The organism is Streptococcus sanguinis, from assembly GCF_050223295.1.
Classification (GTDB): Bacteria; Bacillota; Bacilli; order Lactobacillales; family Streptococcaceae; genus Streptococcus; species Streptococcus sanguinis_X.
In genome coordinates this window covers 1,522,494-1,545,027 of record NZ_CP071424.1, presented here as the reverse complement: position 1 = coordinate 1,545,027, position 22,534 = coordinate 1,522,494, and the positions used below count along the sequence as shown (strand labels likewise).

Sequence of the window (22,534 nt, the reverse complement as noted above, 5' to 3'; positions counted from 1 at the left end):
GACTTAAGGCTCTTGCTATCTATGGATTGGCTGTGGAGCTAGAGCTGGAAGAGCTCGAGTCTTCTTGACTACTATCTTCGTCGCTGCTGCTAGTTTGGAACTGCTCTGGATGCAGTGCCCGGTAGCTTGGCGAATTAAAGAGGTCCACAGTGGAGACATTGCCTCGTTTAGAGTAAAGACTGGTTGATTGGTCACCTTTTTCCTTTTCAATAGCCAACAAGGCTTTCATTGAATTAAGATAAGAGTAATCTTTAGGGTTGACCTTGCCTAAGTCATTTCCCTTGTAGAAACGAATCAAGTCACCCGTTTGAATTGCATCACTCATCTTAAGCTGGGTATTGGCGGCATTGCGAATCTCATCCAGTTCTTTCTTGATGGTTTCATCTGGATTGGTAATTTCTTCACCGGTCTGGGTGTAGTAGGTTCGTCCGTTGAAGCTAGTGTATTTTGGAGTGACAAAGTTATTGCTGGATCGGAATGCTGTGATTTGCTGGTGCTGACTTGATAGCATATCTTGGCCGACCTGAAGGTAGTTTTTAGAGTCAATGCCCAGTAAATGCTCCAATGTTGGCAGCATATCCACTTGACCGGCGTAGGTATCAATTATCTTTCCTTTGTCCATGCCAGGCACCACTACCATGTAAGGCACGCGCTGCATCATAGCATTGTCGTAGTTGGACCAAGTCTCAGAAGTCTTGCCTACAAGAGGGGCCAAATTAGGATTGCGTGTTTGGGAAATTCCAAAATGGTCTCCATAGAGAACGATAATAGAATTGTCATAGAGGCCAGATTCTTTGAGATAATCAAACAAGGCCTTAACAGAAGAATCTAGATAGTTGGCAGTAGCAAAGTAACCGTTGATGGTCTCATCCTTGGTCTTGGCCAGCGGGAAGCCAATCTCGTCACCAATCAAGCTAGTCGTGTAAGGATAGTGATTGGAAACCGTGATATATTTAGCATAGAAAGGCTGCTGCAGGTGTTCCAGATATTTGATGGAATCTTTCAGCATAATCTTGTCGTTCAAACCGTACTGGAAAGAGTTGGTGTCATCCTGCTTGGTAAAGTATGACGCATCGAAGAAATAGTTATAACCCCATTGCTTATAAGCAGTATTACGGTTCCAGAAGCTTCCTGTATTTCCATGGAAAACAGCAGACGTGTAGCCGCCGTTTTTGGAAAGAATAAAAGGTGCAGCTTGCTGGGTATTAGTACCACCGTAGTTAACCATAAAGGATCCTTGGTTGAGACCGAAGAGTCCAGTTTCAATCATGGTTTCAGCATCAGAAGTCTTACCAGCCTTGACCTGGTTGAAGACATTAGAGAAAGCCAGAGTCGAATTGGAGTGGTAGAGGGAATTAAGGAAAGGTGTCACCTCGTACTCTTTCCCATCTGCCTGCAGCTTATAGTCAATCAGGAACTGCTGGAAGCTTTCCAGATGGACATAGATAACATTGCGGCCTTTGGCAATCCCGTAATATTCTGGATTTGGTTCCGCATAGTGGGATTGGATATATTCTGTTACTGGTTCCAAGTCTTTTTCAGAAGCTTTGGAGCGCTCACGATTGGCGGTATATGTCTGGTTAGCACTGTAACCTAGAAAGGCTGGCAAGCCCAGAGCCCGAACGACATAATAGTTGGAAAATCCACGTGACAAGAGCTCAGGCCGGTCAATTTCAGCCAAGAAAAGGTTGGCAGAGAACAGCATGGCGGACAGGGAGGTTACAGCAAAGCTGGCGCGTTTATTGAAAGGCCGGTCATCCATTCGGATGTATTTCTTAAAGAATAAGAAAGCCAAAATCGGGAAATCAATCAGATAAAGAATATCCCAAGGGCGGAAGAGCTCCAGTGCTGCTTCCCCAAGTCCAGCTGAAACGCTGCTGGAAGCCAACATAGTGTTTACAGTGACAAAGTCACTGAACTCGCGGTAGTAAATGGAGTTAGATACCAGCCAAGCAAAGAGGAGCAGATAAATTCCGAAGGCTAGGCTGTAGAATAATTTGGTTCGTTTTACATAAAGTGCCAGTCCCAGCAGCAAAAGGCTGATAGGGAAAGGGTTGATAATAGCTAAAAATACTTGATAGGCACCTTGAATATCGAGGTTGAAATCAATCGTGTAGGCCCACATGGTTTTTATCCAATAGAGGACCAATAAAATCAAGACAAAACCTAGTCTCGTACTCATGAAATTGAGTAAATTCTTGGTTATTTTTTTCACAAAAAGTTACTTCCTTGTCTTATTTCCTAAAAATTTTCTCCTCTAAGTATAACATAATTTCTCCAGTTAAGGAAAATTTGAGCCGCATTTGAGATATTTTAAATCGGCGAAATTGTAATATTTCTATAAAAGCCTTATCCTCTCTATGGAGAGGTTTATAGTCGTTTTGTACTCGTTTGTGAAATCTTTTATTAACTCAAATGTAAAATATGTTTTGAGAATTTTCACAATCTTTGGTATAATATAATTTATGAATAAACTTACTGTTAGTCAAGAGGCAGAAGAAAAACTGAGAAAGGGCATTCTTTTATTAGATAAAAAGGATTTTGGTGCTCTTTCGCTTCAGAATCAATGCGTGGAGCTGCAAAACCGTCAGGGAAAGTTCTTAGGCACAGCCTATCTCTCTCCGCAGAATAAGGGAGTAGGCTGGCTGATTTCCCAGAAGAAGGTAGAGCTGAACTTGGATTTTTTTCAAACTCTCTTTGAGCAGGCTAAGAGCAGACGTTCTACTTATTTCCATTCGGCTGACACGACAGCCTTTCGACTCTTTAATCAAGAGGGGGATGGCTTTGGTGGCTTCACGGTGGATTTCTACAATGACTTTGCGCTTTTTTCTTGGTACAATGACTTTGTCTTTGCTATCAAGGAGCGGATTCTGACAGCCTTCGCTAAGGTTTTCCCAGAGATTCAGGGAGTTTATGAAAAGATTCGTTTCAAGGGTTTGGACTATGAATCGGCCCATCTCTACGGAGCGGAAGCGCCGGAAACCTTCACAGTCTTGGAGAACGGTGTTCGCTATCAGGTTTTTCTGAATGACGGTCTCATGACCGGTATCTTTCTGGATCAGCGCGATGTGCGTGCCAGTTTGGTAGATGGTCTGGCTGCTGGTAAAAGTTTACTCAATATGTTTTCCTACACAGCCGCTTTTTCAGTTGCAGCAGCCATGGGCGGTGCCAGTCAGACAGTCTCAGTGGATTTGGCCAAGCGAAGCCGTGAGCTGTCTGAAGCTCATTTTCTGGCCAATGGTTTGACACTGGATCAGCATCTCTTTCAGGTGATGGATGTCTTTGATTATTTCAAGTACGCTAAGCGTCACGATCTAAGTTTTGATGTCATTGTGATAGATCCGCCTAGCTTTGCTAGAAATAAAAAGCGGACATTCTCGGTTTCTAAAGATTATCATCGTTTGGTTGCACAAGCTTTGGAAATCCTGAATCCTCAGGGAATCATGATTTTAAGTACCAATGCAGCCAATCTTTCCAAAAGTAAGTTTAAACAAGAAATTGAAAAAGGCCTTGCCGGCAGAAAGCACCGCTATCTTGCGGAGTATGGCTTGCCAGCAGACTTTGCCTATAATAAAAAAGACGGGAGCAGTAATTACCTCAAGGTATTTACAATAAAGGTGGACCAATGAAATTAGTCGTTTCTGTAATGCCCAAGAGTTTAGAAGAAGCTCAAGAAATTGATGTATCACGCTATGAAGAAGCGGATATTATTGAATGGCGGGCAGATTTTCTGGCCAAGGATGACATTTTAAATGTTGCGCCAGCTATTTTTGAAAAATTTGCCGGACGTGAGTTGATTTTCACGCTACGAACCCGTCAGGAAGGCGGAGAAATCGAACTATCCGATGATGAATACGTAGCTCTCATCAAGGAAGTGGCTGGTTTTTACCAGCCGGATTATATCGACTTTGAATATTTCTCTCACAAGGGGAAATTTGAAGAAATGCTGGAGTTTCCTAATCTGGTGCTGAGCTACCATAACTTCGAGGAAACGCCTGAAAATATGATGGAAATCCTGTCTGAGCTGACTTCTCTGACTCCTAAGGTGGTCAAGGTTTCTGTCATGGCTCACAATGAGCAGGATGTGCTGGACTTGATGAACTATACTCGCGGTTTCAAGACTTTGAATCCTGAGCAGGATTTTGTCACCATTTCCATGGGAAAAGTTGGCAGGATTTCACGCATTGCGGCTGATTTGACAGGTTCCAGCTGGTCATTTGCCAGTCAGGATATGGCGTCAGCACCCGGTCAGATTTCTCTGAGCAATATGAAGAAAATCCAGGAGATTTTGAATGAGAATTAATGGCCACACCCGCATGGCTGCTGTGGTTGCCAAGCCAATTAAGCACAGTATTTCTCCTCTTATTCACAATATGGCTTTTGAAAAGACCGGTGTCAATGGTGTCTATCTAGCTTGGGAAGTAGAAGCAAAGGATCTGCAGGCCAGTATAGAAAATATCCGCAGATACGATATGTTTGGTGTCAATCTTTCCATGCCCTATAAGCAGGAAGTGATACCTTATCTGGACGAGCTGGATGTCAGCGCCCGCCTTATCGGAGCGGTCAATACAGTTGTGAATAAAAATGGAATTTTAGTTGGTTATAACACAGATGGCAAGGGATTTTTTAAGAGCTTGCCTTCTTTTGCTATTCGGGGCAAAAAAATGACGATTTTGGGGGCAGGTGGAGCAGCAACAGCTATTATTGCTCAAGCAGCTTTGTACAATGCAGAGGAAATTTTCGTTTTTACTCGGCAAGCTTCCTATGAGAAGATTGTCAGCAAAATGGCAGCTATCAGCCACCAAACCAAGAGTCGTATCCAGGTACTAACCTTGGAAGATGCGGATAGCTTGCAGGATAAAATCAATCAATCAGACCTTCTGGTCAATGGGACCAGTCTAGGCATGGATGGGGTCAGCATGCCCCTGCCTGAACAGCTTGAGCTGCCCAGCCAGATTTTAGTTGCAGATGTTATCTACCAACCTTTCGAAACTCCCTTTCTCAAATGGGCCAGAAATCAAAATGTCACAGCGGTCAATGGACTTGGTATGCTGCTCTATCAGGGAGCAGAAGCCTTTGAGCTTTGGACCGGCAAGCCTATGCCCAGTCAGGAAATTTGGCAATGTTTAGAAGAATTGTATAAATAAGGAGGCGCTTATGAAACTGAATGTGAATCTCCCGCATCATCCCTATGATATTCTCATCAAAAAGGGGTCTTTATCTCAGGCTGGAAGTTGGCTGAGTCAGCTTTGGCAGCCTCAGAGGGTAGTTATCGTCACGGACAATCGAGTGGCTCGACTCTATGCGGAAAAGGTCAAGCTGAGCTTGGAAGCGGCTGGGTTTGAGACTTTTGTCTTTGACTTTTTGGAGGGTGAAGCCAGCAAGAACTTAAAGACCGTCAACAAAGTCTATGAGTTTTTGGTCAAGGTTGGTCTGACCCGCAGTGACGGCATTGTAGCCTTGGGAGGCGGAGTCGTCGGTGATTTGGCGGGCTTTGCCGCTTCGACCTACATGCGGGGTGTGCATTTCGTGCAGATTCCGACCAGTCTGACAGCCCAAGTGGACTCCTCTATTGGTGGTAAGACAGGTGTCAATACGCCTTGGGCCAAGAATATGGTCGGAACTTTTACCCAGCCTGACGGAGTTCTGATTGACCCTGAAGTCTTGCATACTTTGGGTCAGCGGGAACTAATCGAAGGCATGGGCGAGGTGGTCAAGTACGGCTTGATTGAGGATAAGGAACTCTGGGATGAGCTGTCAGAAATGGATGGCAGTCCAGAGTCGATTTTGGAGCATGCGGAGAGCATCATCTACCATTCCTGCGATGTCAAGCGTAAGATTGTGGTCGAGGATGAGCTGGATAATGGCGTCCGCCTCTATCTGAATTTCGGCCATACTATTGGGCATGCTATCGAAGCGACAGCGGGCTATGGAAAAGTCATGCACGGTGAAGCCGTGGCGATTGGCATGGTACAGGTTTCCCGTGTCGCTGAAAAGAAAGGCCTCATGCCAGCCGGAATCACAGAAAACATCATCCATATGTGTCAGAAGTTTGGCTTGCCGGTGGATTACCAGCCTTGGAATGAAGCTGCTCTTTATCAGGCCTTGACCCATGATAAGAAGGCTCGAGGGAATTCTATTAAACTAGTACTTGTTCCTGAGTTGGGTTCGGCTAGTATTCACCAGATTCCGCTGGAAGAGATGAAAGAATTTCTGAAGAAATAAGTGCCAGATGGAGTTTAAGAAGATTGGATAGTTTGGATGAAAAATAGACAGAGTGTCCAGCTCTTTCCATCCCAGAAATAGGAGAAAATGTATGAGATACTTAACAGCAGGAGAATCGCACGGACCACGTCTGACAGCTATTATTGAGGGAGTGCCAGCTGGTCTTCCTTTGACCGCTGATTATATCAATGCTGAGCTCAAGCGTCGTCAGGGTGGGTACGGACGCGGTGCCCGTATGAAGATTGAAAGCGACCAAGTTGAGATTACGTCTGGTGTTCGGCATGGATTGACCATGGGCGGCCCGATTACCCTTAATGTCACGAATCTGGATCATCAGAAATGGCAGGAGATTATGAGTGCGGCTGATGTGGATGAAAAGAAAAAAGGGCTGCGCAAGATTACCAAACCACGCCCTGGCCATGCAGACTTGGTTGGTGGTATGAAATACCGCTTTGACGATTTGCGAAATTCACTTGAGCGTTCTTCTGCCCGCGAAACGACCATGCGTGTAGCAGTCGGAGCAGTAGCCAAGCGTTTGCTGGAAGAAATCGGTGTAGAGGTGGCTAGTCATATCGTAACCTTTGGTGGCATTGATATCAATGTACCGAACAATTTGACTGTAGGAGAAATCAAGGAAAGAGCTGCCCAGTCAGAGGTTTCCATTGTCAATCCCGATCGCGAAGAAGAAATCAAGGCCTACATTGACCAGATTAAGAAAGACGGGGATACCATAGGTGGTGTCATTGAGACTGTCGTTGGTGGTGTGCCGGTTGGTCTGGGCTCCTATGTCCAATGGGACAAGAAGCTGGATGCTAAGATTGCTCAGGGAGTCGTGTCCATCAATGCTTTCAAGGGAGTTGAATTTGGTGTGGGCTTTGAAGCCGGTCGTCTCAAGGGCAGTCAAGTCATGGATGAAATCCTCTGGTCTGAGGAAGATGGCTTCACTCGCAGGACCAATAATCTAGGCGGCTTTGAGGGCGGTATGACCAATGGTCAGCCAATCGTGGTTCGTGGTGTCATGAAGCCCATTCCAACCCTTTACAAGCCACTGATGAGTGTGGATATTGAGACCCACGAGCCTTATAAGGCGACAGTGGAGCGGAGCGATCCAACGGCTTTGCCAGCGGCGGGTGTTGTCATGGAAAGCGTGGTGGCAACAGTTTTAGCCACCGAAGTTCTGGAGAAGTTCTCTTCGGACAATCTGGAAGAACTAAAGGATGCGGTAGCCCGCCATCGGGAATTTGTCAAGAACTTTTAGAAGAAAGGAGTGGGCATGGAGAGAAAAACAGTCTATATCGCAGGTCTGGGACTGATTGGAGCTTCTTTGGCTCTGGGCATCAGGCGAGCTCATCCTGAGATAGAGATTCTTGGCTATAATCGAAGTGAGGAATCGCGCAGAGTTGCTCTGGAACGTGGAATGGTAGACCTGGTGACAGATGATTTTGCTGCCTTTGCTCCATTGGCTGATGTGATTATTCTGGCTGTGCCCATCAAGCAGACCATAGCATTTATCAAGGAGCTAGCAGATCTGGAACTGAAGGAAAATGTTATCATTTCTGATGCTGGATCAACCAAGGCTGAGATTGTGGCAGCTGCAGAAAAGTATCTGCAGAATAAGCCCGTCCGCTTTGTCGGAGCTCACCCGATGGCCGGAAGTCACAAGACCGGAGCCAAAGCGGCCCATGTCACTCTCTTTGAAAATGCCTATTATATTTTCACGCCCTCTAATCTGACCAAGCCTGGTACGCTTGAGGAAATGAAAGACTTGCTAAGTGGTCTTCATGCCCGCTTTATCCAGGTGGATGCAGCTGAGCACGACCGAGTGACCAGTCAAATCAGCCATTTTCCGCATATCCTAGCCTCCAGCCTGATGGAGCAAGCAGCAACTTATAGCCAAGAGCATGAACTGACTCAGTCTTTTGCAGCCGGTGGTTTTCGAGATATGACGCGGATTGCGGAGAGTGAGCCAGGGATGTGGACCTCTATCCTCTTGACCAATCCTCAAGCTATCTTGGAGCGGCTGGAAGATTTTAAAGACCAGTTAGACAAGGTGGCCGCAGCGATTGAGGCTAAGGACGAGACAGCTATCTGGGAATTTTTCGACCGAGGACGGCAAAGCCGCAAGCAGATGGAAATTCATAAGCGGGCCGGTGTAGATAGCTTTTACGACCTCTTTATTGAGGTGCCTGACGAAGAAGATGCGATTTTGGGTATTTTAGAGCTTCTGCGGGGAATTTCTGTTGTCAATATTCGTATCAACGAGGAAAACCGAGAAGATATCAATGGTATTCTGCAAATCACCTTTAAAAATCACCAAGATTTGGAAAAATCTGCTAAAATAGTAAGAGAAAATACGGATTACCTAGTGTCCGTAGACTAATATAGATTGGAGAACTCTATGTCAAATATTTATGATTTAGCCAATGAACTGAGCAGAAATCTGCGTGAATTGCCTGAGTACCAAGCAGTTGCAGAAAGCAAGAAAGCAGTGGATGCTGATAGCGAAGCGAAGGCTATTTTTACAGATTATCTGGCTTTCCAGCAGGAGTTGCAACAGCTGGCTCAGACTGGTCAGGTACCGACTCAGGAGGTGCAGGACAAGATGACTTCCTTTGGTGAGAAGATTCAGGGCAATGCTGTTCTTTCTGAATTTTTCAATAAGCAGCAGCAACTGTCCATCTATCTGGCGGACATTGAGCGTATCATCTTTGATCCGGTGCAGGATTTGCTTAAGTAAGCTAATAAAAAAGAAGAATCTGGGATGAATACCCGGATTCTTTTAGCTTCGGCTAGGATTCCAGAAATTTTAAGAATTTCTGGTCTTTTTATGATAAAATAAGAAGCAACAAAGGAAAGTACGAGGTCACCTATGAAATTATCAACCAATGTAAAAGGCCTGAAGGGCTGTATCCGAGTACCGGGAGATAAATCCATCAGCCACCGTTCCATTATTTTTGGCAGTTTGGCTAAAGGGGTCACTACTGTTCGCGACATTTTGCGAGGAGAAGATGTGCTGTCTACCATGCAGGTTTTTCGTGACTTAGGCGTGCAAATTGAGGACGATGGAAATCTAGTCAAGATTCATGGCGTAGGATTTGAAGGTTTGCAAGCACCAAAAAATAAGCTTGATATGGGTAATTCTGGAACGTCTATCCGTTTGATTTCTGGTGTTTTGGCTGGCCAGGATTTCGAAGCGGAGATGTTTGGTGACGACAGTCTATCCAAGCGGCCTATGGATCGGGTGACCATTCCTCTGCGACAGATGGGAGTAGAGATTGCTGGTTGGACTGAGCGTGATTTACCACCGCTCAAGATGAAGGGAAGCAGGGAACTGCAGCCTATTCACTATCAGCTGCCAGTGGCTTCTGCTCAGGTTAAGTCTGCCTTGATTTTTGCTGCCTTGCAGGCTCAGGGAGAGTCAGTTATTATAGAAAAGGAAATCACCCGTAATCATACAGAAGATATGATTGCCCAGTTTGGCGGACAGATTGAGGTCAAGGGCAAGGAAATTCGTATTCAGGGTGGTCAGGAATTCACTGCTCAGGAAGTGACGGTTCCAGGTGACATTTCCAGCGCGGCTTTTTGGCTGGTGGCTGGATTGATCGTACCGGACTCTAAGATTGTTTTAGAAAATGTCGGCATCAATGAAACTCGTACAGGGATTTTAGAAGTAATAGAGGCTATGGGCGGACGGATGACACTGTCAGATGTCGATCCAGTAGCCAAGTCTGCTACCATCACCGTCGAGACTTCTGAGCTTAAGGGAACGGAGATTGGCGGCGAGATTATCCCGCGCTTGATTGATGAGTTGCCGATTATTGCGCTTCTTGCGACTCAGGCTCAGGGACGGACTGTCATTCGTGATGCAGAGGAGCTCAAAGTCAAGGAAACCGACCGTATCCAGGTAGTGGCAGACGCTCTCAATAGCATGGGCGCAGCTATTACCCCGACGGAAGACGGCATGATTATCGAAGGGAAAACACCTCTCCACGGCGCTCAGATTAATACCTTGGGAGACCATCGCATTGGGATGATGACGGCAATTGCTGCTTTGTTGGCTCAAAGCGGTCATGTAGAACTTGAGCGGTCTGAAGCCATTAAGACCAGCTATCCAAGCTTCTTCGGCGATTTGGAGGGCTTGATGCATGGCTAAGATATTGCTGGGCTTTATGGGAGCCGGAAAATCCACAGTGGCCAGAGGCTTAGCCCAAGACTTTGTCGATATGGATGAACTGCTCTGCCAGCGGCTGGGCATGTCTATCAAGGATTATTTTGACCAGCATGGTGAAGCGGCCTTCCGGGCTGCTGAAGCCCAGCTCTTGGCTGAGCTGATCGATACGGACTTGGTCATTTCAACTGGCGGCGGTGTAGTCGTTAGCCCAGAAAACCGCAGATTACTTGCTCAGAACGCTGATAATATCTATCTGAAGGCAGATTTTGAAACGCTCTATCAGCGAATCCAGCAGGATGCTGAGCAGGAGCGGCCCTTGTTCTTAAATCAGAGCAGGTCAGACTTGCAGCAGATTTTTGAGCAGCGTCAGGCCTGGTATGAGGAAGTAGCGACCCAGATTGTCGATACGAGGCTCAAAAGCCCGCAGGAAATTATTGAGGAAATTCAATGAAAATAGCATTTTTAGGTCCCAGAGGCTCCTTTTCTCACCATGTGGCCCAAGCTGCCTTTCCCAACGAGGACTTGGTGCCCTATCAGAATATCACCGAGGTCATGAAGGCTTATGAGGCTAGAGAAGTGGATTACTCGGTCGTTCCGGTGGAAAATTCCATTGAAGGCAGTGTCCATGAAACCTTGGACTATCTATTTCATCAGGCAGACATTCAGGCAGTGGCTGAAATCGTCCAGCCCATCAAGCAGCAGCTTTTAGTGACTGATTTGGAAAAGCCAATCGAGAAGATATTTTCTCACCCGCAGGCTATTGCCCAAGGGAAAAAATACATCCGTCAGCATTATCCGCAAGCTGCCATTGAGGTCACGGCTAGTACAGCCTATGCAGCTCGTTTTGTGGCAGAGCATCCTGAAAAGAATTTTGCGGCTATTGCCCCGCGCACGGCTGCAGCAGAGTACAGGCTCAAAGTAGCCGCCAGCGACATTCAGGAAATGGAAGAAAATTATACCCGCTTTTGGATTCTAGGTCATGAGGTGCCAAAGCTTCAACTGGCTAAGACGGGAGACAAGCAGACACTGGCTTTGACCTTGCCGGACAATTTGCCTGGTGCTCTCTATAAGGCTTTGTCAACCTTCGCTTGGCGTGGGATTGACCTGACCAAGATTGAGAGTCGCCCTCTAAAAACGGCTCTGGGAGAGTATTTCTTCATTATTGACATTGACAACGAGCAGAAAAAATTGGCGGATTTTGCCTATCAAGAGTTGACAAGTCTTGGAATTACTTATAAAATTTTTGGTAGCTACAGTGTGTTTCTGATTCAGGACAAGTAGCAGTAGATTGGAGAAGAGATGAAGAAACCAGAAAATCTTAGCCATCATGAACAGCTCCGCTTAGATTATCTCTATAAAAATTATTATTATCTAAACGATAAAGAAAAGAAAGAATTTGACTATCTGCGTCAGAAGTCCAAGGGGATTGGCAGTTCAGCCAGTGTGCCTAGCCATGAAGAGCAGCCGCATACAGTTAGTGACGCCTATGAGCAAGAACCAGTGGAAATGGATTCTTCTGGCCTCTTGCCCAAGTACCCTGAGCGTTCTTCTCGCAGCAGAAAGCAAAAGAAGGAGCCGGAAGCTCTGGCAGGAGCTGGTCTGGGACAAGACAAGCCCAAGAAGCCTCGCAAAAAAATCCGCTTGAAACGAATTCTGCTTTGGGTAGGGATTTTCCTGCTTATGGTCTTGGGGGGCATGATTTTTATGTTTGTCAAAGGCTTGACGACAGCTCACACTGGCAATTCTAAACCAGCAGAAACGGAATTTTTTGACGGCAAGGATACTAAGGACGGAGTGAATATCCTCATTCTCGGAACAGACGGCCGGGTTGGTGACGACTCGACTGAGACGCGGACCGACTCTATTATGGTCTTGAATGTTGGTAATAAGGACCACAAGGTTAAATTGGTCAGCTTTATGCGTGATACCCTCATTCACATTGACGGCGTCAGCAATGAGTACACCGATCCGTCGCAGGCAGATTACTATGACCAAAAGCTCAATTCTGCCTACACGATTGGGGAGCAAAACCACAACCGAGGTGCAGATTATGTCCGCCAGATGCTCAAAGATAATTTCGATTTGGACATCAAATATTATGCACTGGTGGATTTCCAGACCTTTGCGACAGCTATTGACACCCTTTTCCCAAATGGCGTCAGCATGAATGCCCAGTTCTCAACGATCGATGGGGAGAAAGTGACAGAAGTTGAAGTGCCAGATGACCTGAATATGAAAGACGGTGTGGTACCCAATCAAACAATCAAGGTTGGTCAGCAGCAGATGGACGGTCGAACCTTGCTCAACTACGCTCGCTTCCGTAAGGATGACGAGGGCGACTTTGGCCGGACCCGCCGCCAGCAGGAAGTCTTGACAGCTGTCTTCCAGCAGGTCAAGGATCCGACCAAGCTCTTTACTGGATCAGAGGCCCTTGGTAAGGTCTTTGCCTTGACTTCGACCAATGTGCCATACAGCTTCCTTTTGACCAATGGTCTCTCTATGGCTGGAGATTCCCGCAACGGGGTTGAGCGCCTGACGATTCCGGAAAATGGCGACTGGGTGGATACCTATGACATGTACGGTGGCCAAGGGCTCTTGATTGACTTTGAAGCCTATAAAGAAAGACTGCAGCAAATGGGTCTTAGATAAGATATATGATATAATGAAAGGTAGGACGATGTCCTGCCTTTTCTTTTGGGAAATAGCAGAGCGATAAAGCAGAAAGAGAAAAATATGTTAAAAAAGAATGATATGATTGAAGTTGAAATAGTGGATTTGAGCCACGAGGGAGCAGGGGTGGCCAAGGCAGAAGGCCTGGTTTTCTTTGTGGAAAATGCCCTGCCGGGTGAGCTCATCCGTATGCGTGTGCTCAAAGTCAACAAAAAAATTGGCTTTGGCAAGGTGGAGGAATTTCTCCGTACTTCAGACCAGCGCAATGAAAATCTTGATATGGCCTATCTGCGTACAGGGATTGCCGACTTGGGGCATCTGAACTATTCAGCCCAGCTGGACTTCAAACGCAAGCAGGTCAAGGACAGTCTCTATAAGATTGCTGGTTTGTCTGATGTAGAGGTGCCGCCGACACTTGGTATGGAGCAGCCGCTGGGTTACCGCAATAAGGCTCAAGTGCCTGTCCGCCGTGTTAATGGCCAGCTGGAAACAGGATTTTTCCGGAAAAATTCCCATGACCTCCTGCCGATTGAAGATTTCTATATTCAGGACCCAGTCATTGACCAAGTTATCCTCTTTACACGCGACTTGCTCCGTCGTTTTGACCTCAAACCTTACGATGAGCAAGAAAAGACTGGACTCATTCGCAATCTAGTTGTTCGCCGTGGCCATTATTCAGGGGAAATCATGCTAATATTGGTGACAACCCGTCCGAAGATATTCCGAGTGGAGCAACTGATGGAGCACTTGACAGAGGCTTTTCCAGCTATCAAGTCCATCATGCAAAATATTAACGACCAGCCGGGCAATGCGATTTTCGGAAAAGACTGGCGAACGCTTTATGGTCAAGACTATATCACCGACCAGATGCTGGGACATGACTTCCAGATTGCTGCGCCTGCCTTTTACCAGGTCAATACCGAGATGGCAGAAAAGCTCTATCAGACAGCCATTGACTTTTCTGAGCTGACCTCTGACGATGTGGTGCTTGACGCCTACTCTGGCATCGGGACTATCGGTCTATCAGTTGCCAAGCAGGTCAAGCAGGTCTATGGTGTCGAAGTGATCCCAGAAGCTGTCAAAAATAGCCGAAAGAATGCGGCAATCAACGGCATTACCAACGCCAGCTATGTCTGCGCTCCTGCTGAAGAAGCCATCCAAAACTGGCTTAAAGAGGGTATCCAAGCGGATGTCATCCTAGTCGATCCACCACGAAAAGGCCTGACGGAGAGCTTCATCAAAGCCAGCGTCAGCATGGAGCCCAAGAAAATCACTTATATCTCCTGCAATGTCGCCACCATGGCGCGTGATATTAAGCTCTATCAAGAATTAGGATATGAGTTGAAGAAAGTACAGCCTGTAGATTTGTTTCCTCAAACGCACCATGTCGAGTGTGTAAACTTGTTAGTGAAACGTAGCTAATCCTCAAAAGGTTCCCCAAACCTTTTGAGTTCCGCAGACGCATCACGTTGAGTGTGTAGCTTTGCTGGTGAAAACGTAGGAACGTTTTAGTGAAAGTAATTTAAAAATCCTTGTTTTTAAATTTTTGGCAGTGTAAGTATTAGTAATCGAAATAGGTTAATGCGAGTATGAATGAAATTATTATAAGCAATCTAAAGAAAAATTTTCGTGGTAAAGTTGTATTGGACATTCCTAGCTTTGGATCGCATTCAGGAGAGATTGTTTCTATAGTGGGCACCAATGGTGCGGGTAAATCAACTTTCATAAAAATTATCTCTGGCTTAATGTTACAAGATGCAGGTGATGTATTTGTTTTTGGCAGTAAGAATACTTCGAAAGATATTCATAACAATGTCAAGCTCGTACTAGAAAGCGGTAGAGGCTACTACGAATATCTGACGGCAAATCAAAATATTGATTACTTTTTACATTTGAATAAAAGTTCGCGTGGTCAGGTTAAGGAAGAATTGGAGGATTTATTTAATAAACTAGCTTTCCATCCCTATGTTGATGTATTGGTGTCCGAATTGTCACAAGGAACGAGACAAAAATTGTCTTTGATTATTGCATTACTTTGTAAGCCAAAAGTATTGTGTTTAGATGAACCAACCAATGGTCTGGATGTCATTGCCAAAAAGCAGTTTGCGAAATTGTTACTAACTCTCAGCCAAGAAAAAGGAACCATTGTTCTCATGACGACTCATGATATCTATTTTGCAAAAGAAATATCAACAAGAATTTGTATCATGCGTAGCGGGAGAATAATACAGCAAGGTAGTTTCTCAGAAATCTTTGGGAAAAATACTAGGTGGGTTAAATATAGAATTGGTATTTCAAACTCTGATAAAGATGCTTTTGAGAGACTGTTTCCTGATTTATCTTATCAAGTAGAAAATAAAAGATTGATTGTTGAAGTGAAAGATAGTCAGGTAAAAAATAATATCTTTAATAATTTTGAGATGATATTTTTTGAAGAAGTTGAAGAAAGCATCGAAGAAATATTGTATGAGGTTATCAATGATGATTAAAGAAATAAGAAGGGAGTTAAAGAGACAGCTGCAGGAGATGATGCAGTTTAAATTTAATTTATTTTTTTCAAATTTTGGAATTTTGATAATGGTTTCGGCTTATCTTCAATATTTTAAAAATACACAAAGTAAATTTTTATTGTTATGTTTATTATTTACTTGGTATTTTACGAGTCATAGTATTACGCATCCAACTTTTTTTATTGAGGATGACCTTTATGATAGAACTTTGATTAGTGTAATCCAGAGTAGTAAGAGTGTTTTTCATGTATTAATGTTTAAAATTATGGTTCAGATATTGGTGGATCTAGTTAAAGCTATACCTATATTCATCGTTTTATCCACGTTAAATGATATTGATTTTCCGGATAGTATCTTAAAGTTAGTTGCAAGCTTCGCTGCATGTATGCTAACTATTATTAGCATATATGGTTTGGGTTTTTGCCTATCAAGTCTCTGCTTCATTTTTAATCGTACTTCTAGCATTACATCGTTAATTTCTTATTTCATGCTGTATTTTACTGGTATACTAACACCGCTAGGTGGTTTATTTGGCTTTATAGGAAAGCTTTTCCCTTACTATGCCTTGAGGAATTTTATTATTTCTCCGTCCTATCAGAGTGTTTCTTTAATTATAGTTTATTGTGCAGTATATTGGTCAGTTGGAACTTTCCTATTTTTCACTTTATTGAACATTGCTAAAAAAAGGGGGAGCCTTTTCCATGTTTAGTGAATTAAGAAGATATTTTAATTATAGAGTTCGATACACGTTTGATAGTATTTGCGAAGTGATTTATTCGATGATTTTTATTACAGGAATCATTATTATTTTCAATAGTGATAAACCGATAAACCTACTCTATTTTTTTATTTATTATTCTATAACTAATGTGATATTGCTTGCTAATGAGGAGTTGGAATTTGAAATTCGCACTAATCAATATACAAATATCAAAACAACTAGACGGACACCAATGATGATTTATATTGCTAGATCAACAACTTATTTTATTTGGTCGACACTCATTTTTTTGATTTCAATCGTTCTATCGCATCTGTTTTTTAATGGAAAATTTTTTATGCCCTCATTACATTTAGTGGATTTGATTTTGATGTCAATACTTAATTATGCTGTATTTTTTGTCTTATATACCATGGCAATTAAGTTAACAGAACGCTTTAAACGAGTATCCGTCCTATTGAATTTATTTAATACCATAATGTTATTTTATTCTGGACTAGTATTTCCTGCTCCCTTTGTTAGCTATGCAGATGTGTTGGATATATTTTTGAATAAAAAATAAAAGTAAATTGATATGCTTCGAACTAGTTTTTAAGTCTTTCTCTGAAAGATTATAAAGTAGGCTTACGTTTAATGGTTTCATTCAAATATTCAGGCTCCTATTTTATCCCCGTCTAGAGAAAAAAACGACCATCTAAGTTGGTAAATAACTTCAGGAGGTTTATACGCTATGCTTAGATCTTATGTAACTAAAAAGTATTTATTCTTCTATTTCGTTGCGATTATGATTACTTGGCTGGAGGCTGTCATTACACCAGCTTTGATTCAGTATATTGTCTCTAGTTTTACCAATCACCAGTTGCATTTGCTGTGGCAGGTCTTGATTTGGGGGATTGTGGGGAATTTGATTCTCTTGCTGGGTTTGGCAGGGAAACGCTATTACTATGCACGAGTGCTGACGGACTTCAAGTCGGGGATTAAGCAGGCTATCTTTCAGACTTTCTTATATAGCCGTCGGATAGCGGATGAAGAGGTTTTGTCCGACCTGGAAAATGATGTGAAACAGCTAGAAGATAACTATATTGAGCCGACTGTCATTATCATTTCTTCTTTGGGATTTACAACCGTCTCTATTTGTTATGCACTCTGGACTAATTTTTATCTCGGCTTGCTCTTTATCATTTTTTATTCGATACCTGTTCTTTGTAGTAGCATAGGTTCCAAACGTCTGGATGCGATTGCTAAGCAGAAGTCCATGGCTAACCAAGGCTATGTCTCTCAGGTGACCAATATGATTGCTGGCGCTCGTCCGATACGGCATTATCGGGGACAAAGCTTGTTTTACAAACTGTTTTCCAAAGATCTACACAAGGCTTTAGAGCAAGAAATCGCCTATGAAAAGCAACGGACGCTAAACAGTCTCTTTATCAATGGGGTTGATGCCTTTTGCTCGGTTGCGCCTATTGTCATTGGTGGTTTCATGACCTATTATAACTACCTATCTGCAGCCAGCTTTGTTGGGATTTATCTAGTATCGCATAATATCGGCTACCAATTTCAGGAGCTATCTTACTTTATCAATACTAGAAAATCAGCCAAGTCTCTCTGTGATAAATATCAAAACTTGCTGGGAGAGGAGTTGACAATGCCTTCTGTTCTTGAAGGTTCCGTCTTTCCTATCCAGCTAGGGCAAGTTAGCGTAGAGCGTGATGGTCGAGAAATTCTAGCTCCTTGCGACCTTACCATTGAGAAAGGGGAAAAGATTGCCATTATCGGAGAAAGCGGGTCTGGGAAAACAACCTTACTTAACCTCATCTATGGGGAAATCAAGCCTAGTCAAGGTCGGATTCGTTACCATGGACAAGAGCTAAGCTCGGATGAACTTTATCAGGCAGGAGCCTACATTCTCCAGTCCAGTCATGTCTTTGATGGATTGAGCCTAGAGGAAAATATCGCTTTGGGACAAGAACTGGATTCTGTAAGGATGGAAGAGATTCTGCAGCAAACTGGTTTGAAAGCTCTCCAAGGCAAAACACCCAGCAATCAAACCCTGTCAGGTGGTGAGAAGCAGCGGCTAGAAATTGCCCGCGCGCTCTATCACAATCGCCAATTTATCCTGGCTGATGAGGTCAAGGCCAATCTGGATCTAAAAAACCAAGAGAAAATCAGCCAGCTTCTCTTCTCTCTCCCACAAGCACTTGTGGAAGTGATTCATCACTATAGCGAAGAGGACTTGAAGCGCTATGATATGGTTATAAAACTGGAGAGTTCTGAAAATATCAGTACAAAAATGTCAAACGAAGATTATGTTGAAGAACTTAATGAACGACTGAATAATTTTAAAAGCTTAAAATAAAGCGATTTTCTTGAATTAGAGTTTGAACTATTTAAGTCAAAAAGAAATGCAGACGAACAGTTAGAAAAAGAATCTAAGATGTAGAATTTTTTTGTAAATTGCGTTTAATAGTTTAATTCAAATATCCAGACGGTCTTTATTTCGTTTCATAGTATAGGAAATAACAGTCAAGACGTGTTGAGTGTGTAGCTCTGCTGGTGAAAGCCTAGAAATCTTTTAGCGAAAAATTTTATGAAGTCACTGGAAACAGTGGCTTTTTAGTTTTTGTAGGGATGTATCAATTGCCATGGAGACAAAGAAACCTTGCAGCAGGATTTCCTCAGAGTAATAGAGGTGCTTCAAGAAAACAAGGAAAAACTACGTGAGAATCGGAATAACTTTAGAGAAGAATAAAATCTAGAGAAGTATCATGCAGCTCGACTAAAGTTGGTTTTTCAAAGTGTAACTAAGATAGGTATGCTAAAAATTTTGGTTATGTTGGTGAAGTGTTTTTAATGTTTGAGTGGCAATTAAGAACTGTAAAGGTTCTGGTGCTTGGGGTTATACAACTTTCTATATTGTCTTTAATGTATTACTTATATTTGGTCTTGTGGCAAAAGTGGTTAGAAGTCGGATTGAATAATAAAAACAGCTCTACCGTAAATTTAGGTAGACCTGTTTTAGGATTAACTAGCCAATTGATATACTATTCCTTCAGTCTTTTTTTGAGTAAATCAAGTTCTTCATCTGTTAAATCAGAAATCAATAATTTAACTTTTTCATTAGGAGAAATTCTATCTAATAACATTTGATTGAGTTTATTGCGTATTATTGGTTCATTGATAGTTTGCACTTCACTCTTAGTTTTTTCTATCAATTCACTGGAGATACTTGCTTGATTAAGAATATTTACGATTTTATTTATCTTACTTTGAGCAAAGGTTCCATAGATATCACTAGTATCCATTTCATCATATATTATTCGTTGTATATTTTTAGCGAAGGTATTAACTTGCTTTGAAATCACCTTTCCGTAAACTTCTTTTAGAGAAATCACATTATGATTTTTTATATCAGATAAAATAAATGGGGAATGGGTTGTAATAATAAACTGAAAAGTTGGATTTTGATAGGAAGAATTTTCGATATCTAAAAAGTAAGTACAGCATAAACTTAAGAGTTGAATCATTTTATTTGACCAAGAGGGATGAAACGATTCATCTATTTCATCTATTAAAATTATATGGTTCCCACTTTTAGCATTTGAAATCAATTCAATTAATTGTCCTAAAAATTGAATTAAATTTTCTTCTCCTGTGGATGATAGTTCGTGTAACTTAAAAAATAAATTATCTACAGGAAATACAACGATACCTTTAGGGTTTGTTGTATTACAATACAAAAGCTTTCCATATCCCATTAGAAAATCGTTAATCTCTTTTGTTTCTGATGAAAAATCAATAATGAATGAGTTATTATCCACTTCTAAGTGGTCATAAGTTTTACATAATAATTGCATTGCTTCTATTGAAAAATTAATAAAATCAGTAATTTGGTAGTTGTTATCTATGTTTTCTTGAGGAAATTCATGTCTAAAATAATTTTGTAAAATTTTAGAAGTTTCACCAGTTTTATGATATAAAATATATATTTGATTACTTTGTAAGTTCAAAGTTAGATATTCACAAATTTGATTTAGAAGTAGGTCTTCAATATCTTTGTTCCATAAACGATATTTTTCCTTTAAGGTAAGCATTAAATTTATAAGAAAAGCAATTATTTGATTAGTAAACTGAAATGGTAAAGAATTGTCGCTATTCGCAGAGGAAAGACTGAGTAATGTAATAATTTTTTCGTCATAGATACTTTTCTCAATTAATAAGGATCGTAGTTCATCATAAGACCAATATGAAATTCTATATTTCATTATTTTATTTGAGGGGAAGAAATCATTTATTTTTAGAAATCTAAATGCTTGAATAATATTATAATTAGAAGGAGGTTGACATAAGTATCTAGTGATCAAGTTATTGCCGCTAAATAATGTGTCAATTATGTCATTATTTTCACCAAAACTATATTGGTGATATTTTTTGAAAATGTAGTTTATGCTCCCGGCAGGCTTACTAGAAATAATTTGGTAATTATCCCCCTGTTTTTTGAAAAATATAGTTTGAGTATCTCCAATAAGACCATCGATTGTATCTATAATATAATCATTAAATATAATTTGGTTTACTGCATGTTTATTATTGAATTCAATAATAATGGATTCATCCATTTCATAGAAAATAAAGTATTCGTATTTCCTTAGAAATTCTTTTCGCTCTGAGAATTTAGACCCAATAAAGTTCAGTAAAGATGTTTTTCCAACACCATTTATTCCTACAATTGCCGTGATATTTGTGACATTTTCTCCATAAAACTCGGCAATGTGGTGTGGATTTTTATTAATTGTTATTGTCTCATTCCAATCGAAGTTTATAGTGTACTCATCTGAAAAATGAAAAATTTGCTTGCTTATTAAATTTTCATAATCACGTATAATCAATCCTAAAAGTTTCATTTTTTTACCTTTCTAAATGATTTAATTCAACGTATATATCTGAAATTAATTTTGATAGAGGTCTTTTATGATAGTCCTTTTCAGTTGTATATGCACCAGTAAATAATCTATCAATATCATTTTTCGATAATGGGAGAATTTTATTAATTTCATTTAAATAATGACTTGGTATGAAAAGTTTTTTTAGTATTATATCTAAGACCAAGTCACTGTGTATTTGATATAAACTCTCTAAGTCTAATAAACTATAGTCATTATCATAATTATTATAAGTCTCCGAAATAATGCGTATAGAGTTATGATTCGCCAAGAAATCCCCCTCCAAAGGCCACCAACTAAAAGTTATTCTACTATCTGATGAGATTTCATTTTTATATGGTGATAATAAAAACGAATGAGTACCTTTATTTCTATTACAACTTGGACAGGAGGGAATCAGATTAAAAAAAGAAGCTGCGAAAATAGGAAATTGTGATTTGTGCCAAAAATGATCTAATTCGCAAGTGTTTTTATTATTGGAAGAATTCATAAAATTACGATTACAATAAGGGCAGACTGATAGACGAGTTATTGATAGAATTCTCTTACGGTTACTGTCTTTGCTAATCGAATTGTAAACATTATTGATAAGATAGTTTTTAACTGAAACAGCTGTTTTGCTTTTGAGTTTTTTATTACTTTTTATGCTGTAGTTGTAATCTAAATTTATGATTGAAGGAGATTTAGTGAGTTTTTCTATTTCATTATAAGAAAGCAACATAATATCTAAAAACGGTTTATCTGATAACGGCCTATCTAAAATTTTTTGAAATATAGGATCTACCTTTTTTAAACACCATTTATTTAAGTTGTTTCGGTAATTATTATTCATATTCTCATAAACATTAGTACATAGCTTATTGATCTCATCAATATCCATCAGAGTAATTGTAATCAATATAACTCACCCTTCCTAATTCATTACTTAAAATATATTATATATGATTAATTGGAAAATATGAAGCATAGAAGAAAATTCAATTAAGTAGATTGAGATTTTATTGTAATGATTAAGGGAAAAATTTATTTAGATTTCTAATTATGAATTTTTGGGGAATATAGATTAGTTTTAACTTCCTGTGTTAAAATTTAACTGTTCCATAAGAGTCTTTCTAATGATGGTTTGGTCGCTTTTCATTATAGGTCTTATGGGATTTTTTTCTACAACAAAAGAGACTCCATAGTTCCTACTGTGGTTTTACCCACTACAGAAATTATAGAGCCAGGACTTGAAGCGCTATGATAAAGTGATAAAATTGGAGAGATAGGTGGAGGCATAGATTTCAGAAAGGAGTGA

The 22,534-nt window shown here is 41.2% G+C and carries 20 protein-coding genes; 17 read left to right on the top strand and 3 right to left on the bottom strand.

Going from position 1 to position 22,534, the window contains the following annotated elements; translation table 11 throughout:
- Positions 1–19 precede the first annotated feature (19 nt).
- The gene (locus J1C77_RS07550) at positions 20–2,215 is read right to left on the bottom strand and encodes an LTA synthase family protein (protein WP_002909381.1); all 2,196 of its coding nucleotides are present in this window, start codon (positions 2,213–2,215) and stop codon (positions 20–22) included.
- A gap of 250 nt (positions 2,216–2,465) precedes the next feature.
- Between J1C77_RS07550 and J1C77_RS07545 the strand changes: the two genes are divergently transcribed.
- From J1C77_RS07545 to J1C77_RS07465, 17 genes are all read left to right on the top strand, one after another.
- Positions 2,466–3,629 (top strand): class I SAM-dependent rRNA methyltransferase, encoded by a 1,164-nt coding sequence (locus J1C77_RS07545; RefSeq protein WP_002920823.1) that lies wholly within the window; start codon positions 2,466–2,468, stop codon positions 3,627–3,629.
- Entirely contained in the window at positions 3,626–4,303 is a 678-nt protein-coding gene (gene aroD, locus J1C77_RS07540) for a type I 3-dehydroquinate dehydratase (protein WP_002920826.1), read from the top strand. Before J1C77_RS07545 ends, aroD begins: the two co-directional genes overlap by 4 nt.
- Positions 4,293–5,147, top strand: a complete 855-nt coding sequence (locus J1C77_RS07535; RefSeq protein ID WP_002920828.1) for a shikimate dehydrogenase — start codon at positions 4,293–4,295, stop codon at positions 5,145–5,147. The genes aroD and J1C77_RS07535 overlap by 11 nt, the downstream gene beginning before the upstream one ends.
- A gap of 10 nt (positions 5,148–5,157) precedes the next feature.
- Complete coding sequence (gene aroB, locus J1C77_RS07530; protein ID WP_002920829.1) at positions 5,158–6,225, top strand: 3-dehydroquinate synthase; 1,068 nt, start codon at positions 5,158–5,160, stop codon at positions 6,223–6,225.
- Between the two features lie 91 nt (positions 6,226–6,316).
- On the top strand, positions 6,317–7,483 hold the full coding sequence (gene aroC, locus J1C77_RS07525; protein WP_002920830.1) for a chorismate synthase: 1,167 nt from the start codon (positions 6,317–6,319) through the stop codon (positions 7,481–7,483).
- Positions 7,484–7,498: 15 nt separating this feature from the next.
- Positions 7,499–8,605 carry a prephenate dehydrogenase gene (locus tag J1C77_RS07520; RefSeq protein ID WP_002920831.1) on the top strand — a complete coding sequence of 369 codons (1,107 nt, stop codon included), beginning with the start codon at positions 7,499–7,501 and terminating at the stop codon, positions 8,603–8,605.
- A gap of 18 nt (positions 8,606–8,623) precedes the next feature.
- Positions 8,624–8,962 carry a YlbF/YmcA family competence regulator gene (locus tag J1C77_RS07515; protein ID WP_002920832.1) on the top strand — a complete coding sequence of 113 codons (339 nt, stop codon included), beginning with the start codon at positions 8,624–8,626 and terminating at the stop codon, positions 8,960–8,962.
- A gap of 132 nt (positions 8,963–9,094) precedes the next feature.
- Positions 9,095–10,378 carry a 3-phosphoshikimate 1-carboxyvinyltransferase gene (gene aroA, locus J1C77_RS07510; protein WP_002920833.1) on the top strand — a complete coding sequence of 428 codons (1,284 nt, stop codon included), beginning with the start codon at positions 9,095–9,097 and terminating at the stop codon, positions 10,376–10,378.
- Positions 10,371–10,847, top strand: a complete 477-nt coding sequence (locus tag J1C77_RS07505) for a shikimate kinase (RefSeq protein ID WP_002920834.1) — start codon at positions 10,371–10,373, stop codon at positions 10,845–10,847. Before aroA ends, J1C77_RS07505 begins: the two co-directional genes overlap by 8 nt.
- On the top strand, positions 10,844–11,677 hold the full coding sequence (pheA, locus tag J1C77_RS07500) for a prephenate dehydratase (RefSeq protein WP_002920836.1): 834 nt from the start codon (positions 10,844–10,846) through the stop codon (positions 11,675–11,677). The genes J1C77_RS07505 and pheA overlap by 4 nt, the downstream gene beginning before the upstream one ends.
- Positions 11,678–11,695: 18 nt before the next feature.
- The gene (locus J1C77_RS07495; protein WP_002920837.1) at positions 11,696–13,045 is read left to right on the top strand and encodes an LCP family protein; all 1,350 of its coding nucleotides are present in this window, start codon (positions 11,696–11,698) and stop codon (positions 13,043–13,045) included.
- Positions 13,046–13,129: 84 nt separating this feature from the next.
- On the top strand, positions 13,130–14,488 hold the full coding sequence (gene rlmD, locus J1C77_RS07490) for a 23S rRNA (uracil(1939)-C(5))-methyltransferase RlmD (RefSeq protein ID WP_080980278.1): 1,359 nt from the start codon (positions 13,130–13,132) through the stop codon (positions 14,486–14,488).
- A 167-nt stretch (positions 14,489–14,655) separates the two neighbouring features.
- Positions 14,656–15,555 carry an ABC transporter ATP-binding protein gene (locus J1C77_RS07485; RefSeq protein WP_002920839.1) on the top strand — a complete coding sequence of 300 codons (900 nt, stop codon included), beginning with the start codon at positions 14,656–14,658 and terminating at the stop codon, positions 15,553–15,555.
- A complete protein-coding gene (locus tag J1C77_RS07480; protein ID WP_427195058.1) occupies positions 15,545–16,285 on the top strand; it encodes an ABC transporter permease in 741 nt (246 codons plus the stop codon). Before J1C77_RS07485 ends, J1C77_RS07480 begins: the two co-directional genes overlap by 11 nt.
- A complete protein-coding gene (locus J1C77_RS07475; RefSeq protein ID WP_002912794.1) occupies positions 16,278–16,859 on the top strand; it encodes an ABC transporter permease in 582 nt (193 codons plus the stop codon). The genes J1C77_RS07480 and J1C77_RS07475 overlap by 8 nt, the downstream gene beginning before the upstream one ends.
- A 168-nt stretch (positions 16,860–17,027) precedes the next feature.
- Positions 17,028–18,653, top strand: coding sequence for a streptosactin export ABC transporter GggC (gene gggC, locus J1C77_RS07470; protein ID WP_002920843.1), 1,626 nt, complete (start codon positions 17,028–17,030; stop codon positions 18,651–18,653).
- A gap of 502 nt (positions 18,654–19,155) precedes the next feature.
- On the top strand, positions 19,156–19,275 hold the full coding sequence (locus J1C77_RS07465) for a DUF5966 family protein (RefSeq protein ID WP_002920844.1): 120 nt from the start codon (positions 19,156–19,158) through the stop codon (positions 19,273–19,275).
- Positions 19,276–19,338: 63 nt separating this feature from the next.
- Here J1C77_RS07465 and J1C77_RS07460 read toward each other — a convergent pair whose 3' ends face one another.
- Both J1C77_RS07460 and J1C77_RS07455 read right to left on the bottom strand, forming a co-directional pair.
- Positions 19,339–21,198, bottom strand: coding sequence for an AAA family ATPase (locus J1C77_RS07460; protein WP_049547870.1), 1,860 nt, complete (start codon positions 21,196–21,198; stop codon positions 19,339–19,341).
- A gap of 4 nt (positions 21,199–21,202) precedes the next feature.
- Positions 21,203–22,135 (bottom strand): HNH endonuclease, encoded by a 933-nt coding sequence (locus tag J1C77_RS07455; protein WP_235787762.1) that lies wholly within the window; start codon positions 22,133–22,135, stop codon positions 21,203–21,205.
- Positions 22,136–22,534: the final 399 nt, after the last annotated feature.

Coding starts and splice junctions, on each gene's coding strand:
- J1C77_RS07545 (WP_002920823.1), top strand. CDS start 2,466: ATGAATAAACTTACTGTTAGTCAAGAGGCAGAAGAAAAACTGAGAAAG.
- aroD (WP_002920826.1), top strand. CDS start 3,626: ATGAAATTAGTCGTTTCTGTAATGCCCAAGAGTTTAGAAGAAGCTCAA.
- J1C77_RS07535 (WP_002920828.1), top strand. CDS start 4,293: ATGAGAATTAATGGCCACACCCGCATGGCTGCTGTGGTTGCCAAGCCA.
- aroB (WP_002920829.1), top strand. CDS start 5,158: ATGAAACTGAATGTGAATCTCCCGCATCATCCCTATGATATTCTCATC.
- aroC (WP_002920830.1), top strand. CDS start 6,317: ATGAGATACTTAACAGCAGGAGAATCGCACGGACCACGTCTGACAGCT.
- J1C77_RS07520 (WP_002920831.1), top strand. CDS start 7,499: ATGGAGAGAAAAACAGTCTATATCGCAGGTCTGGGACTGATTGGAGCT.
- J1C77_RS07515 (WP_002920832.1), top strand. CDS start 8,624: ATGTCAAATATTTATGATTTAGCCAATGAACTGAGCAGAAATCTGCGT.
- aroA (WP_002920833.1), top strand. CDS start 9,095: ATGAAATTATCAACCAATGTAAAAGGCCTGAAGGGCTGTATCCGAGTA.
- J1C77_RS07505 (WP_002920834.1), top strand. CDS start 10,371: ATGGCTAAGATATTGCTGGGCTTTATGGGAGCCGGAAAATCCACAGTG.
- pheA (WP_002920836.1), top strand. CDS start 10,844: ATGAAAATAGCATTTTTAGGTCCCAGAGGCTCCTTTTCTCACCATGTG.
- J1C77_RS07495 (WP_002920837.1), top strand. CDS start 11,696: ATGAAGAAACCAGAAAATCTTAGCCATCATGAACAGCTCCGCTTAGAT.
- rlmD (WP_080980278.1), top strand. CDS start 13,130: ATGTTAAAAAAGAATGATATGATTGAAGTTGAAATAGTGGATTTGAGC.
- J1C77_RS07485 (WP_002920839.1), top strand. CDS start 14,656: ATGAATGAAATTATTATAAGCAATCTAAAGAAAAATTTTCGTGGTAAA.
- J1C77_RS07480 (WP_427195058.1), top strand. CDS start 15,545: ATGATGATTAAAGAAATAAGAAGGGAGTTAAAGAGACAGCTGCAGGAG.
- J1C77_RS07475 (WP_002912794.1), top strand. CDS start 16,278: ATGTTTAGTGAATTAAGAAGATATTTTAATTATAGAGTTCGATACACG.
- gggC (WP_002920843.1), top strand. CDS start 17,028: ATGCTTAGATCTTATGTAACTAAAAAGTATTTATTCTTCTATTTCGTT.
- J1C77_RS07460 (WP_049547870.1), bottom strand. CDS start 21,198: ATGAAACTTTTAGGATTGATTATACGTGATTATGAAAATTTAATAAGC.